Below are 14486 nucleotides of genomic sequence, written 5' to 3'. Positions count from 1 at the left end.
AGAGTGTCTGAAGGTGCTAGCTTTAGTGCGGTTGTTTTAATGATAGCGGTTATGAGTACTTTTGTTTTGTTTATTATAAACAACATGCTTCGAAATAAGAAGACAAAGAAATTAATTAAAAGTTTATTTTTAAAATACATTTTCATATCTATGGGAGTGATAATTCTTTTTTCCTTTTTTTATTTTCTTGTGTATATGTATGATTTCCAAAATTCGATTGATACATTACCAAAAGATGATCATGAATTAGCTGCTAAGATGATAAGAGAATTTCCAAACCTCCAAGGGGTGGATATTGACTCATATAAAAGTGATGGTTGGATCATTCTTGATTTTCTATATTTTAGTGCATCCATATATCTACAATTTCCAAATGATATAAAGATATTAGGGCCAGGACAATTCATAATGGTTTTTGAAAGAATATTAGGAACGCTAGTTCCTCTATTGTTAGTAGGGTTTTCTTTTACTCAAAGAAAAAACGAAGGAGAAAGTGGCGATTATCAATTATTTCAGATCTATTTACATCGAGGTTGGAATGTTATACGAGTTCTGCATTCAAAAGGAATAGTTGAACTCATTAATGAACAGCAAGAAGAGTTAATAGTGAAGAGATTATATTTTAGTGATTTGGATGAAATCAAAAAGGAGATCGAGGAATTTGCAGTGGACTGGAATAAAATTGATATTAATCTAGTCCCATACTATTTAAAATATCTTGAGGAGACATTAAGAAATATTTCGGGTGATTTTAAATTTGAAGCGTCAGAGTTATTTTATAAAAGAAATAGCGATAAAAAGGATTATTATTTAAGCTTGTATAATTTTATTGAAAAAATATCAAAGGATGAAGGTGTGTTGAAATCTGATATTGATTTTAAAGATTTAAATGTTATAAAAGGAAGAATCAAACTTTTTTTAGAAAAAACATATTCAATCTTTTTAGGAGAACAAAACGATGAATAAACAGTTCATCCTAGAAAAACTGGTTAGAGTATATATTGAAATTGGAGTAAAAAATGAGAAGTATAGTTTATACATTTTCTTATTAGGTTTTTTTCAAGCGATTAGTATAGCAATATTTATATTCTCATTTTTGCAAATAGTGTTGCTTTTTATCTCAATTAATAATTTCACACGGATTTCCTTGGCGGTAATTGTTAGTTCTTTATGTTTATTCAAGATTATATTAGATTTTATGATCCGTAAAAAAGATTATTATTCTAAAAAAATAGAAGACTATGAAAATCAATTGCACAAAATACGCAAACGATTCAATATGTTTTATAATATAATCTCAGAAAAAGAATTACATGAGTTAGACTTGGAATTGGATTCTCTTGAATCAAGATACAATAAGCCATTGTACTCCATTAATGTCGATATTTTCTTTGAGAAAAAATTCTTGAAACGTGGAATAAACAGTTGGGTAAAGATAACCAAAGAGAATATAAATAATGACATATAGGAAGAATGTTTGACGATAGTAATTAATTATATTCTCAAATATAGCTGATATTAAATACTAAGGCGAGGGATATAATGGGCAAAATTGATGAGGAACTAGCAGGGAAAATAATTAAAAATGCAGAAATAGACAAAAATAAAAAATCTATTATTCTAGATTTTAGTACTGGTAGTCGACTTTGTATTCGATTAACTGAAGATTTTGATATGGATGTTGAATATCTAAGTTCTCATCAAGTGGATATGTTTAATATACAACTATCAATCGACAAAATTGTTAGAGAACGCGGGACTGAAATATTGAAAACATTATCTCAAGATGGCGTTATAGTAGAGGGGGAATTCGATTTTAATCGGGGGATTTTGGAAAGAAACTTAGTCTATTTAGAAAACAAACTGTCAGAAATTGGTTTGATGATTTTAATTAATCATGAGGCAGATGAATCGGAGATTGGGTTACCACGGCTTATAACCGGGTATTACCCAGGTACAGATTCATCAATAGATTATAATCATTTTTATTACGTGTACCGTAACGGATTTTTAGCCAACAACAAAGATGAAGATAAAAAGAGAGCCGAGGAAGTAGCCTTAGAAAAGTTTTGTGAAATAAATGGATACTAAATTATTGTGGAATCTTAAGTTGAGTAGCTATTCAATGATAGGGACACTTGGCTTCACTTTCCCTAGCATGAAGACTCGTAGTAATATATAGTGGAATTCTGTGTATATATTTTTAATGGGAGGACAAAATGAACAATATTGCCAATAATATAAGACTTATAAAAACAATTCAAAGAATTAAAAAGATTATCAGTGAAAGTAATACCGTAAGTTTATTACAGGTAGAACCATTTGTTGAAGATTTGAATACATACTCGAAAGAATACGAAATCGGAAATTTCTATTTTCATTCTCCGAATCATCTAAAAAATAGTGGAGTGGATCTGAATGGAAAAGGAATCGAAGCTTTGAGAGATCATATGGAAATTATAGAGGTTTTAATAGATAAAAGCGAATCCACGACGGACAAAGAAACAAGTAGTAACATCGAAGTGAAACAAAAGATTTTTATAGTACACGGAAGAGATGAATACACTAGAAACGAAGCAGAATTGTTACTACATAGAATTGGAATCGAACCTGTTATACTTTCATTTCAAGCAAATCAAGGGGCAACGCTTATTGATAAGTTCGAAAAGTATGCTGATGTCTTGTACGCCATTGTTTTATTAACTCCTGATGATTTTGGTGGTTTGGAAGGAACATCAATCTCTAACCTAAGAGCTAGACAAAATGTGATTTTTGAACTTGGTTATTTTTATGGGAAATTAGGAAGAAGTAATGTTTGTATAGTAATGAAATCAGATGTAGAAATACCATCAGATATACAAGGCGTTGTTTATACTAGATTTGAGAATAAATTAGATGAAGTGAAATCAGAAATATACAGAGAAATGAGTGCTGCTGGAATTAAATTCAAAGAGAAGTACTGAGGTAAGCGATTACCTATACCTATTGCTTTTGGAAGTAAAAGGAGGATCTTTTTGAACCTCTCTCAGAAAAATGGGGACCTTGAGGTCAATGTCATTAAGTTAAAGCGCAGGACCAGAAAATCAAAAAAAGGAGCAGGTTATCGAAAAGATAGCCCGCTCTTTTTTTTGCACGAAATACCAATAAGACTTGACAATCGGTTGAAAATGTGTGGCGAAGCCCCTTGAAAAACGAGGAGGTTACGCCAATGAATGAGTACGCGAATTCGCTAAAAGAAACGCTGACATCCCTCATCCGAGAAATGTCAGCCGCGCCCACACCCTTTGTCAAAAACCCTGAAAAAGATTTTACTCGAAAGAAAAAGCTACCCTTTGAAACGGTCATGCAACTCCTAATTTCCATGGGAGGAAACAGCCTATACAAGGAAATCTTAGAATCGCAGGGCTATGATATCAACACTGCAACCACTTCTGCTTTTGTTCAGCAAAGGAATAAAATCCTGCCGTCCGCCGTCGAGTTCTTGTTTCACAAATTTACAGAGTCCTATTCGGAAATCAAGGACTATCGAGGCTATAGATTACTCGCTATTGACGGTTCGGATTTACATATCGCAACGGATCCTACGGACACGGACAGCTATTTTCAAAGTCAACCGAATACGAAAGGCTATAACCTTCTGTATTTGAATGCAGCCTATGACTTATGCAACAGAATGTACGTGGATGCCATCGTTCAGCCACGAAGGTTGTGTAACGAAGGAAGGGCTCTGGCTACGATGGTGGATCGTTCTCCCATCCAAGGGAAAACCCTGGCTATCGGGGATCGAGGGTATGAAAGCTATAACAATTTTGCACATCTTGAACGTAAAGGATGGAACTATGTCATACGGGTAAAGGATTTGGATTCGAGTGGTATTCTTTCGAGCCTAAGATTGCCCGCAGGCGGAGAGTTTGATCAGGACATTCATCTAACACTCACCAAAAAACAAACGAAAAAGATCAAGGCTCATCCCGAGATCTACAAATTCGTCCCCGCCTCTTCCACCTTTGATTTTCTGGATTTGCAGGAGAACTTGTTTTATCCGATTTCCTTTCGGGTTGTTCGTTTCAGCCTGCCTAGTGGCGCTTACGAAACCGTCATTACCAATCTTTCTGCTGTTGATTTTCCGCCCGATGAAATCCAATCCATTTACAGCATGCGATGGGGCATTGAAACCTCTTTCCGGGCATTAAAATATACGGTCGGACTGACAAATTTTCACGCAAAGAAACAAGAGTCCATCACCCAAGAGATATTCGCAAGAATGATCCTATACAATTTTGCTGAAATGATTACCTCGCACGTAGTCATTTCACAAAAAGATAAACGGCACCTCTACCAAGTCAACTTCACGGTTGCCGTTCACGTGTGTAGGCATTTTCTGCGCTCAAGGGACGATAGACCTCCGCCTGATGTTGAAGCACTGATTCGCAAAAACATTTTGCCGATTCGACCCATTCGCCCAGGGCAAAAGAATACACGCAAAATCCGTTACAAATCCGTCGTTAGCTTCGTTTACAGAGTAGCATAATTCGGTTCACATGAACATTTTTTTAAGCGGATATTCCATCCGCTTTGTTTGCTTTGCGCGTTTTCCTAGCTTGCACAAAAAAACAAACGGCACAGGGCTTTTCCCCATGCCGCTTTGGATTCCAGTTTTATTCCCTATCTTATCTTTGAGCTTATCTTAATGACATTGACCTTGAGGTTCCCATTTTGTTTTTAGGACATAACTTTATGTATGGATAACTATCTGTGGTGTGTTTTTCCTAACGTAGAGTAGTAATTTATATTAAATAATTCGTGCAGCTGTATATGAGGTTCTAATGGATATCGATTATTTTGTAAATTTTGTGGTTAAGTGAATTATTGTTTGTCAGATATCCGTTTTTGTATCATTCAATGACATATGTGGTGAGTATTTGATCCCATAATCGCCCTGTAGTAAGCGGGGGTGACAGGGGGGCATCAAGGGAATTTAATTATCCTCGTAACGTGCTGTATATCTGCTATAGGAACGTATACTACGCCTTCCTCATTGGTTATTTTTACCACAGCACTCATTCCTGTCTTCTTTGGTATCCCCATTAAAATATTTCCATCTTTTGTTTGGATACTTAATGTTTGGTTCTTTGCAATTGCAGTTTTAAGGTCTTTTAGCATAAATACATTCCTCATTTTCTAGAAAGATGATCCTTATTAACTATTTCGGTAAATAATCTGATAAATTAAGAGATAGGTAAATAATATAATAGAGAATATTTATGTTAGACAAGAGAGTGATTTTTCAACGTTTTAATATTATTGGTATTTATGTTTTTTGCTTGTCTGAGTGCAGGATACAATATCCAGGTTTGATACAAGCAAAGACAGAAACTTTTAAACTTGGGTTGAATCAGTTTGTGCAGATGGGTTGGAATAGAATTATAAATGCTAAAGGAATTTCACTTGATTTTTTATTATTAGAGACAATTGGAGGTTGCATGGTGATTTCAAGTCTACAAAAGAAGATTGTTAAATAATAAAGATGGTTTCAAATTTTATTGTGTAATTTTTAAATGAAGAGAAGGGCTGTCATCTTCAGACAGCTCTTCAATAATTACAGTTCTTTATATATATTTATTTGATATAGATTTTGCTGTTTCCTCTTGGAATATATTTTTTTACATTCAATGTTGGATATATTTATTTAGTAATTTACTAAATACTTCGCCATTAGTCTTTGAATCAAATAGATCACGGGACGTATTACAATAAAGGATATCCTTGCTAATGTTCATTGATAGATAGGGTTTAATATTATCCGGTACAAACAAGCCTAATGCTTGAACAGAGATGCCTTTACATCGTGCCATAGTACGATAAAATCCTGCTAGTTCGTAAGGCATTACCGAGCTGCAGAGTAACCGAATGTGTGAGTTCACAAAAGAGTCTTGAAGCTTGTTTTCTCTTAACATACCACAATCAAACACGATAAAGTTATAATCCTGATTTACCTCCTTTGTAAAATAAAAATCAGAATCTTTCATTACATAAGCATATCCACTTTGCTCTGGTTTAAATAACTGAATGATATGAGCTAAGTGATTATTGGTATTTGATTCAATATAACAAGCTTCTCCCCCATGACCGTTAATCCAACATACCAGGTTAAATGCTGTGGTGGTTACACCCATACGCCGATCACATCCACCGATAGCAATAGTGACATTAGTGCAATTAAAACGGTATTGTGGTAATTCCTCCGCAGATGAAATTTGAGGCATTTCCTCAAGTGTGACAGTTTCTTCATTAGGTTTACCCCGCAGCATCCCCTCTTGTGAAAAACACGTCCGGATCTCATCTTTAATTTTTTCTATATCTGTGGCTATAACAATGTTTTGAATGTTTGCCTGTATCAGTTCTTGTAGAAAAGGACTGCTTTCTCGCAGTCCTTCCACAATCATAATGATCCTAATTTCATACATCATCTGAAAAGATAAAAGTGCTTGTAACATTTCTCCATCAGTCTCTTTTATCGCTCCACGCTCAATAGCTAAATAGCGAACATGGCTATAAAATTGCATATCTTTGACCACGAAGGAATTGAGCGAAAATGACCCGATCAGTTTTTTTACCGGCAATTCCAATTCGTTCTCAATAAAATCAAGCAGATTTACTTTATTACTACTCGTCAGATATAGAATCATGATTTTACCCTTCCTTCATGAATAACAAAATGATCCCTATTACCACCAAACCCATGTAGAAGAAAAGCTCTATGAGCTGTTTCTTTTTGTCCACGCTCATCGTCCTCCTGCAGTTCCCATATAAGAAAACTTATATTCCGGGATATCAAAGTGGACATGCAACCTTTTAGATCCAATCATCAATAAAGCATGTTCCCGCTTCTTGCTGGCCAGAAGTTCTTCCTCTGCGTCTGTTAGGTTATAAAGCTCTCGTGTTTCTTGAAGGTTCTTCCCGTCTGTCCCCATCAGTATTTTGATACAAGGAATATCCAAAAGCGCTTGCCCATACATCTTGACTTCAGGTGCTAGAAAGTCGACAACACTATGAGAGATAATCGCAAGGCCGGCTTCATATTTGCGAGCACGTTTCTCTACATTTCTTAAGAATACTAGGCTCTGAGGGACGTTAGGGTCGATCATCAAATAACACTCATCACAGATCAGCAGCACGCGCTCTGTCCGGTCCTGAGACATTTGCTCCCAACACCAAGATAAGAGGTTAAAGTATTGGGTTCTCTTGATATTCTCAGAAGTATTCTGAAGAGTATGGGTGTCCAAGCAAATGCAGCGGCTATGGGTTTGGATAGTGCTGTGACCATTCCATAAAAAAGAGTCCCCACCATGTGCAATATCATGCAACAGTAGGGACAACTCTTTATAAACTTCATCTCCAAGCTTCTTTTCCTTGTCATGAATCAGAGCGTAGAGGTCAGAAAAAGAAGGGAAATCGGTGCTGGCTAGTTTCGTAATATCTGTGGTCCACGTAATTACAAACTGATTATACAACTCAATCAAACATTGCTTAAGGACAGCTTTTTGCATCATGGTCAGGTCAGGGATGTAGAGGTTAAAGAAGATTTCTAGATTCTTCAGATGGAGCGCCATGTCGGACATACCGTGACCTTCATCTTTATAAAGCGGGAATTGCTCATCTTCGTCATCTCGAGGAGCTGGACGAATTTGAAGAGGATTGATTCTACCATTTGATCCACCGCCGGCGTTAATCCAGTCGCCGTTAAGCCTTTGGCAAAGCTCTTTATATTCCGATTCTGGATCAATAAAAATAATCTTGGTACCCTTCATGTATTCACTTAGTGCCACATGTTTTACAGCTGTAGATTTACCTACGCCGGCCACGCCCATAATGACGATGTTTGAATTGGTTCGGTCGCCGCCGCGTTTCCATGTATCGACGATAACCAATCCGCCGCTAGCATCCTTGGCAAAGTAATAGCCCGTGCCGTCGTTGAATCCAGAGCTTGCAAAGGGGAAACCTCCAACGAAGGTACTCATTGGCATGATTTTGTTAAGTATATCTCCAATTTGATCTTGTGCCGGGTACATGGGGGATAGGTGACGAAAGCCCTCTTTTTGAAGATGGGCCAGGTTGCGAATTTTGCAGCGCATCATACTGAAGGTATTTTCAACACGTCTACATGCGCGGGTGAACTGCTTGTCATCTTCTGCAAATGTCATGACCATTACATTCATAAGGCCAACCGTTTCACCGTTTTGGTCAATCTGCATCATAATATTCTCACCGTCCGTAGCCGCCTTGTCTGCTCGTTGACGGGTGAGAGGGTCTTTAGCGCTGTCGGCCATGCTGCGATTTTGTGTAATGGATTTGGATATTGCTGAGATTAAGGCGCTATTATCTATAGGTTGAAAACCAATGGATATCATGGTAGATGGCATATTGGTTAGAGTGGAGAGCCAACCGACATCGGCTTTGGGAGGATACTGAATGACGCCATACATTTTAGCTGTTTGTTCACCAATCACAAGGCCGTTACGAGAAAACTCCAGGCCCATAGGAGTGATTGCGTTTAGAAGCGAAGGATTCACAGATAAAGATGGAGATGTGGGTTTCAAAAATATCAGTTCTCCTTTCCGCTTATGATCCAGAAGGGGCCACCTGCTGCTGCATTCTTTCGGGCTTCGTTCAAAATAATGGAGAAATCCCATTCTTGCTCACTTCGCTTTCGACTGGCTGGATCGGCGACAAGAATCTTGCCTTCAGAGGTGACACCTCGAAGGACCATGAAATGCCCTGAAGAAGTGAAGTGACCTTTACCCATAATGGCAACAACCAGTTTTCCACTAGATAAGGCATTAATGATGGTTTGCTGGTCTTTTTGAGCAGCACCTTGAACATTTAAACCGAAATGCTGAGCACCATCAGGAATTAAGCTATGGTAGCTACCGGTTCCTTCTGCCAAATAACCATTGTTATATGCCCAATTAGCCATAGTGACTGGATCGATCCTTTTACTAGTGAGGGTCGAAACGACAATTGATAAGGAGGTTGGACCACAACCGGATACTCCAATGGTGTCCCTGGGACCATAGGGTTTATCTGCCCAACGGGAGTCCATTTGGTTGTAGTAGACAACTTCACGACTTCCATCCTTAAACGTTACTCCCTCATATTGCTGTCCCTGACTTTCCACGTATCCTTCGTCGGTATTTTGTAGAATTTGGGTGAAGCCATAATCGGTACGCATTTCATTTACAATGGGAGTTTCATCCGCCGAGAGCCATATTTTGAGTGACTCTAAGGGGGAGGTAAGCAGTTGTAGAACCATAGCGATGAGAACTAACAAGGTGGCTGCCGGAGCTAAAATCAGTATCAGCATTCGTTTACGAGCTTGTTCGTCGGAAGCGATTTTCAGGGATATTTTGGAAAGTAATTTCACGGTGAAGGGATCCAAATTCTACACCTCCCACTTCGCAAGAAAAGGAATCACATTTTCAGGTTCTGTCGTTTCGAGGTGGGTGTAGGAGGGATTGTTAACTAGGTTGCATAACTGAACGATGTCTTGTTGTTTTAAAAGTTGGGTCTGCACTTGGCCATCTTCAAAATGCTGGGCAAGCCGTTTAGCTTTGTCCAAGAGGTCCCGTTCAGTCCCGTCATTTTGTCGCTGCCAGAGGATTAAATAGAATTGTCGCTCAACTACTTCACCTGAGAGAGTGAGCGTGTTCATCTCCAGCATTTCTTGCCGGAGCAGTTCTTTCTGCTTAGGGTCTGCGGTAGAGAGTAAGGCACTGAGTTCTGAAATTAGAGGGGAAATATCTACAGGGCGGCTTACCGCAAGAAACTTAAATGGATAGTTAAAAGAGGATAGTTCGGCTGTTAGCTTGCTAATAAGCATCCGCTTTTCAGAGGTACTCAATAAATCCAGGCTAATCGGGAAGATCCGTACATAGCTCATTAGCCAACCGTCTTGTGTATGAAGGAAGTTCCCATGAATGTCTTGTACTTGGACGAATTCTTGTGCTGTTTGCATGGCAAGATCAGTAGTGATATTAGATTTTGATTTACTTTTCATGAGGCGTAATAAAACAACTCCTCCGCCAAGAAGGCAGAGGAGCAGCACAATGATGGGCAGCAGCATAAAAGCAGCACCAACTTTCTATTTTGTTTTTTTCGGTGCAATATGCCAATCAGAGAATAGGTTCCCGGAGATCGTAATCGTTCCCTGTAATTGAAGGGTTAGCATGCCTGCAGGCGTCCAGGCATCCAGAAGGCGTGTAATTGGAATATAGGGACCGTCAGGGAACCAAACCGGCGTAAAGTGAACTCGACTTTGGTAGGATGAGTATTCATTGGTCTTCAACCAAAAGCTGGCGTTCACTCCACCTGATTTGAGGTCATGAAGCCGCCAGTAGGTTTGATAAGAAAACTCCGGAAAATAGGTGACGGCGTGCTGGGCACCGGTGATGTGACTACTAGGAGCATTAGAAGAGGTAGTGCCGTTGCTGGTTATCTCAATGCCATATCCTGATTTCATCCTATTGGAGGCAAGAGCAGGTGATTTAGTATCAGGTACGACTGCTTGGTTGGCAGATAGGGAAGCGAAATAGCTAGTCCAGATATAATCCCACCACCCTTTATCTTTCCAATATCCATAATCTATCCAGTAGCCGGTGTCCTTTCCGGTACTGTGCCATTGCCAGTTAGAAATCCAGACCCAGTATTCATGCCAACTAGCCGACCAGATTCCCCAGGAGGCAGTAGTTATTGATGGATAGTTAGGAACTGTAGGGAGTTGAAATGAGTCGTTACGATCTGTGGCAGTAGGATTGGGCGGGGGATTCTGGTTTAGATCGACAATAGAAGCTGTTATAGAAGAAACATTAAGAGATCCGTTTGTTGAGCGCACCTGAATAGAGATTGATTGTGGTGAGCTAGGTGTGTGCCATTTTATCCAAACCAATTGACTGTCGCCTTCCGGAATGACGATATTCGTCACTGTGTAAGTGCTGCCCATAATCGCAAACGTAACGCGTGCAGGATTATCAGGTGTGATTTCAGCAGAGGTGAAAAGATGTACGGAGGTAATCACATCGGTATCTGTTCGGTATTGGTAGCTCGTCTGACTGGGGGAAGGGATAGTAGGGGCGTTATTAAAGCGAACGATGCCCAAACCAAGGAAAGTAATTATTTGATCATTACTGACACGACTGCTGGTAGAACCATTCCAAGCGGGGAACCCAAGATCGGAGGTCTCTAAGAACATTGAGAGTGGTAAATTCTGATGGCTAAGGCTAACCATTTTGGAACGTAGGCCACCGTTTAGAATTTGATCGTACAAAGCGGCTTCATGAGCTGTCATTCCCATAAAGCCACCTTCAAATGTAAAATAGGCTATCGGCTCTAAGAGGAGCTTATAGTTGCCACCCGTTAAGAGGGCATAGTCTATCCCAGTATCATTTGAAATCATTTTTATTGCCCCTTCAGAGCAGAAATACTTTTTAATAACCTCGATATTCGTTATGCTTCCACCTGAGCTGATGATCTGAGGCATTGGCAATGCGGGTATTTGGTAAACATATCCCCCAACCCGAACGCTAAGGTTAGTTCCATTGCGATATTGCATTTTACTGACTTTTCCAAAATGAATTAAGCTCGATGAAGGTTTTTTATTTGTATAATCCACAGGAGTAGATATTGGCGTTTCATCTGATGCACGAATAACTGTCACTCTAACCCCATCGTAGCCAGGTACCCACTTATTTTGGGACGTTCCTGACCCCATGCCGCCTCCGCCATTATCAATATTTCCATCACCAGTGCCATCAGCAAAAGAAGTAAGCTGAAAAAGGGAAAGCGCAAGTATTGAAGAAAGAAGAAATAATAGAAACCGTTTCAAAGTATTCACCTCCAAAATAAAAGAGTACAGGATTATCGCCTGTACTCTTCTTTAACATGGATTAAATTGGACTAGTCCATTGACCCTACTTGTTTGTTCCAATCGCCATCTGATTCACTGGTGTTTCCCTTATTGTCACCCTGATCCTCAACCCATCCAAAGCCAGGAACGTAAACCTTCCCATCATTATTTTTAGCTCCAGCCTTTGGTTCATCTTTTTGTTTATTAGGCTGAGTTGTCTTTTCCTCATAAGCTGGAGTATAAGCAGGAGATTGTGGTTTTGTAGATGCCTTAACTTTGGGCTTAGGTGGCTGGGTAGGTTTTGGTGTTTTTGCAGGTTGGGTAATAGGTACTACAACATTCTTCTTTTCCTTTTCCGGCTTAAGTATAGGAGTTTCAGATATAGTAGGCTGAGGGGTGATTTCGGCAATAGAGATAGGGGATGGACTTGGACTCTGAGGGGAATAAGTAGGGCTTGGCTCTATTTCAGAAACATTGATCTTAGAAGGATCTACTGCAGTCATAGTATTTGTTGAATCAGGTATCTGACTACTGTCTTGATGTGGCCATGCCGCCCAAGTGACAATAAGTCCGATAATCACAATACCTCCGGCAAAAGCCCATATCTTTCGCTTCATCGTTCTCGACTCCTTATAACATATTTGTGTTCTTACAAGAGGATACCGTTCTTCTATTTTACTGTATAATTCTGTAAAATCCAATGAAATCAGCTTACATAATAATTTTTTATGCGTTTATGAGCTGAACCGAGGCATATATACTGCTTTAACATGTAATTCTGCCTTCATAGAAGGTAGATGACCCCAGCCAAAGGAAAGTGGCACCTCTAGCTGTATTACTGCTTCAGCTGTGAATTGCTCTATGGTGTTCGGAGAAGAAGGAGCGAACGGTGCATTGATAAGAGTTACTACTAAACCGGATAAACTATATTCCACCTCATCTCCAATCAGTTTAGTATATCTTGTCCCTTGTTGGGCCAGTCCCAAATTCTCTTGTAGCCGAGGATAGATATGTCCTGTGGAGACCTGCTCCTGCCATTCGTTTCCGGACCGTAAATAACCGCCGGAGTAACTTTGCCGCAGGCTGCTGTATACATTACTGTAGTTTTCAGCCGCCACGGCAATAATGGAGCTTTGCACGGCATCTCGTACACCACTGGCGATAATTGTTAGTCGCATATATTCAAAAATTACACAGGAAAACATCAGTATTGCCAACACAATGGCAACAACTAACGGAAAGCCATTTCCGGATTTGTTAGTCAGCCACTTCATTTCCAATACACCTCAGACTTTCCTTGAGCTCTAGCGGTGAGTTCAATGGGGAAGGAGCCGAACTCTCCAAATAGTCCGATATTAACAGTGGTTTTCAAGGTTACAGTTACTTCTTCGTTAATGTGAATTTCTCGGGTACTACTCCACGAAATTGAAGGATATAGGCCAGTTTGAGTTTGTAATTCACTAGCACGCTCTGTAGTCTCATTGCCAACTCTGCCGGATATCTCAGCTTCTCGTACCAGTTCCGCAGCGAAAGTATCCAATTGATGTTTTACAACAAAGACCGGAAACACTTTAATCGCCAAAGCTACGCACAACATAGCGGCCAATACTAGCACCACCACATCGACGTAACCTTCTCCTCGCTTACTTCGGAGGATGGACACCAAGCATTCCTCCTTCCTTCTGGATGGTATGCATCAGAATAACTTGCCCATCGCCCGCATGATCTCCATGCCCAAAATGACAATGTACATCAGCATAAAGCAACCGAGCATATAGAATGAATACTTGCGTACTTTGCCTGGACGTTTCATTGCAATAAGCTTGAGACGCTGAATCTCTACCAATTTGAAGTCATGTGCGAGCATTTCAAAATAGACGACTCCCTGATCCCCGCGCAATACGGCTAGCAATCCCCGTACAATATCGGATAACATCGTGCTGCCGATACGGGTCTCGAGCCTCAGCAGTGCCGTCTCCTGATTGCCGCTTTTTATATCCGCTATAGTGATAAATAATTCGCTCTGCAAGCTACTCCCGGCATTTTTGGCGTAGACCTCAAGCATCCGCAGCACGTCTCTGGTTGCTTTAAGTTCTTGCGCGATAGTGGCCACAAACCGGGGGAGTTCAGCTTCAATGTCTTCTCTTTTTTTGCGAACGGATTCACTTGCCGCACTTATGTTTTTGAAGAATACAGCGATTGCTAAAAATATAAAGAGTGGTGAAATCAGCGGTAAAATTGGAAGACTTACTAATCCTCCACCAAAAATCAGACCTGCTTTTACAATGGAATGAGCTACATAAGCTTGCGGGGTTAGTGGGATGCCAGCTGACTGAAGGGTCGCAGCAGTTTTGCGTTTATAGTAATCGCTTAATCGAAGTTTAGGAGCTAGCCAGGAAGACATACGAAAGATGAGAGCATCGAATGTAGAACTGTTTTTCTTCCCAGTTCGTGCGACCCGAATGATTGCCTTGGAGGCAGCAAGTGTGGGAAGTTTAATCAGGTCTGTGATAACGAGATAAGATCCAGCAGCGAAAAACAAACCAATGAACATTAGTAATCCGGACATCATAGACAATTACCT

16 protein-coding genes are annotated in these 14486 nt (G+C 39.8%); 6 read left to right on the top strand and 10 right to left on the bottom strand.

Annotated features, from left to right (window positions below; genetic code table 11):
* Positions 1-3: 3 nt before the first annotated feature.
* The 5 genes from MKY12_RS22375 to MKY12_RS22355 all read left to right on the top strand — a co-directional run bounded on the left by MKY12_RS22375 (position 4) and on the right by MKY12_RS22355 (position 4531).
* The gene (locus MKY12_RS22375) at positions 4-966 is read left to right on the top strand and encodes a hypothetical protein (RefSeq protein ID WP_339310885.1); all 963 of its coding nucleotides are present in this window, start codon (positions 4-6) and stop codon (positions 964-966) included.
* Positions 959-1468, top strand: a complete 510-nt coding sequence (locus MKY12_RS22370; protein ID WP_339310883.1) for a hypothetical protein — start codon at positions 959-961, stop codon at positions 1466-1468. Before MKY12_RS22375 ends, MKY12_RS22370 begins: the two co-directional genes overlap by 8 nt.
* A gap of 74 nt (positions 1469-1542) precedes the next feature.
* Positions 1543-2091: a hypothetical protein gene (locus tag MKY12_RS22365; protein ID WP_339310882.1), complete on the top strand. Its 549-nt coding sequence runs from the start codon at positions 1543-1545 to the stop codon at positions 2089-2091.
* A 128-nt stretch (positions 2092-2219) separates the two neighbouring features.
* Positions 2220-2963 carry a nucleotide-binding protein gene (locus tag MKY12_RS22360; RefSeq protein WP_339310881.1) on the top strand — a complete coding sequence of 248 codons (744 nt, stop codon included), beginning with the start codon at positions 2220-2222 and terminating at the stop codon, positions 2961-2963.
* Between the two features lie 245 nt (positions 2964-3208).
* A complete protein-coding gene (locus MKY12_RS22355; protein WP_339310879.1) occupies positions 3209-4531 on the top strand; it encodes an IS4 family transposase in 1323 nt (440 codons plus the stop codon).
* Between the two features lie 437 nt (positions 4532-4968).
* On the opposite strand, the gene MKY12_RS22350 is transcribed toward MKY12_RS22355, so the two are convergent.
* Positions 4969-5163, bottom strand: coding sequence for a hypothetical protein (locus tag MKY12_RS22350; RefSeq protein ID WP_339310877.1), 195 nt, complete (start codon positions 5161-5163; stop codon positions 4969-4971).
* Between the two features lie 101 nt (positions 5164-5264).
* On the opposite strand from MKY12_RS22350, the gene MKY12_RS22345 reads away from it, so the two are divergent.
* Positions 5265-5522: a hypothetical protein gene (locus tag MKY12_RS22345; RefSeq protein ID WP_339310875.1), complete on the top strand. Its 258-nt coding sequence runs from the start codon at positions 5265-5267 to the stop codon at positions 5520-5522.
* 147 nt (positions 5523-5669) lie between these two features.
* Here the strand turns inward: MKY12_RS22345 and MKY12_RS22340 are convergent, their stop codons facing one another.
* From MKY12_RS22340 to MKY12_RS22300, 9 genes are all read right to left on the bottom strand, one after another.
* Entirely contained in the window at positions 5670-6689 is a 1020-nt protein-coding gene (locus MKY12_RS22340; RefSeq protein ID WP_339310873.1) for a hypothetical protein, read from the bottom strand.
* A gap of 96 nt (positions 6690-6785) precedes the next feature.
* A complete protein-coding gene (locus tag MKY12_RS22335; protein WP_339310872.1) occupies positions 6786-8600 on the bottom strand; it encodes a hypothetical protein in 1815 nt (604 codons plus the stop codon).
* 5 nt (positions 8601-8605) lie between these two features.
* A complete protein-coding gene (locus tag MKY12_RS22330) occupies positions 8606-9439 on the bottom strand; it encodes a C39 family peptidase (protein WP_339310870.1) in 834 nt (277 codons plus the stop codon).
* A 3-nt stretch (positions 9440-9442) separates the two neighbouring features.
* A complete protein-coding gene (locus MKY12_RS22325) occupies positions 9443-10123 on the bottom strand; it encodes a hypothetical protein (protein WP_339310868.1) in 681 nt (226 codons plus the stop codon).
* Positions 10124-10141: 18 nt separating this feature from the next.
* Entirely contained in the window at positions 10142-11890 is a 1749-nt protein-coding gene (locus MKY12_RS22320) for a hypothetical protein (protein WP_339310866.1), read from the bottom strand.
* Between the two features lie 62 nt (positions 11891-11952).
* A complete protein-coding gene (locus MKY12_RS22315; protein ID WP_339310864.1) occupies positions 11953-12519 on the bottom strand; it encodes a DUF6550 family protein in 567 nt (188 codons plus the stop codon).
* A gap of 117 nt (positions 12520-12636) precedes the next feature.
* Positions 12637-13176: a hypothetical protein gene (locus MKY12_RS22310; protein ID WP_339310862.1), complete on the bottom strand. Its 540-nt coding sequence runs from the start codon at positions 13174-13176 to the stop codon at positions 12637-12639.
* Positions 13173-13565, bottom strand: coding sequence for a DUF4320 family protein (locus MKY12_RS22305; protein WP_339310861.1), 393 nt, complete (start codon positions 13563-13565; stop codon positions 13173-13175). The genes MKY12_RS22310 and MKY12_RS22305 overlap by 4 nt, the downstream gene beginning before the upstream one ends.
* Positions 13566-13598: 33 nt before the next feature.
* On the bottom strand, positions 13599-14474 hold the full coding sequence (locus MKY12_RS22300) for a secretion protein F (protein ID WP_339310859.1): 876 nt from the start codon (positions 14472-14474) through the stop codon (positions 13599-13601).
* Positions 14475-14486 lie beyond the last annotated feature (12 nt).

It is taken from the genome of Paenibacillus sp. FSL M7-0896 (genome assembly GCF_037975415.1).
GTDB classification, from domain to species: domain Bacteria; phylum Bacillota; class Bacilli; order Paenibacillales; family Paenibacillaceae; genus Paenibacillus_AQ; species Paenibacillus_AQ silagei.
The sequence above is the reverse complement of the archived record's forward strand: the minus strand, read 5'-3'. Positions and strand labels throughout refer to the sequence as shown.

Excerpts from the sequence above, each read along its gene's own strand:
- MKY12_RS22310 (WP_339310862.1), bottom strand. The coding sequence starts at position 13,176 with ATGAAGTGGCTGACTAACAAATCCGGAAATGGCTTTCCGTTAGTTGTT.
- MKY12_RS22370 (WP_339310883.1), top strand. The coding sequence starts at position 959 with ATGAATAAACAGTTCATCCTAGAAAAACTGGTTAGAGTATATATTGAA.
- MKY12_RS22300 (WP_339310859.1), bottom strand. The coding sequence starts at position 14,474 with ATGATGTCCGGATTACTAATGTTCATTGGTTTGTTTTTCGCTGCTGGA.
- MKY12_RS22365 (WP_339310882.1), top strand. The coding sequence starts at position 1,543 with ATGGGCAAAATTGATGAGGAACTAGCAGGGAAAATAATTAAAAATGCA.
- MKY12_RS22360 (WP_339310881.1), top strand. The coding sequence starts at position 2,220 with ATGAACAATATTGCCAATAATATAAGACTTATAAAAACAATTCAAAGA.
- MKY12_RS22345 (WP_339310875.1), top strand. The coding sequence starts at position 5,265 with ATGTTAGACAAGAGAGTGATTTTTCAACGTTTTAATATTATTGGTATT.
- MKY12_RS22315 (WP_339310864.1), bottom strand. The coding sequence starts at position 12,519 with ATGAAGCGAAAGATATGGGCTTTTGCCGGAGGTATTGTGATTATCGGA.
- MKY12_RS22350 (WP_339310877.1), bottom strand. The coding sequence starts at position 5,163 with ATGCTAAAAGACCTTAAAACTGCAATTGCAAAGAACCAAACATTAAGT.
- MKY12_RS22340 (WP_339310873.1), bottom strand. The coding sequence starts at position 6,689 with ATGATTCTATATCTGACGAGTAGTAATAAAGTAAATCTGCTTGATTTT.
- MKY12_RS22325 (WP_339310868.1), bottom strand. The coding sequence starts at position 10,123 with ATGCTGCTGCCCATCATTGTGCTGCTCCTCTGCCTTCTTGGCGGAGGA.
- MKY12_RS22355 (WP_339310879.1), top strand. The coding sequence starts at position 3,209 with ATGAATGAGTACGCGAATTCGCTAAAAGAAACGCTGACATCCCTCATC.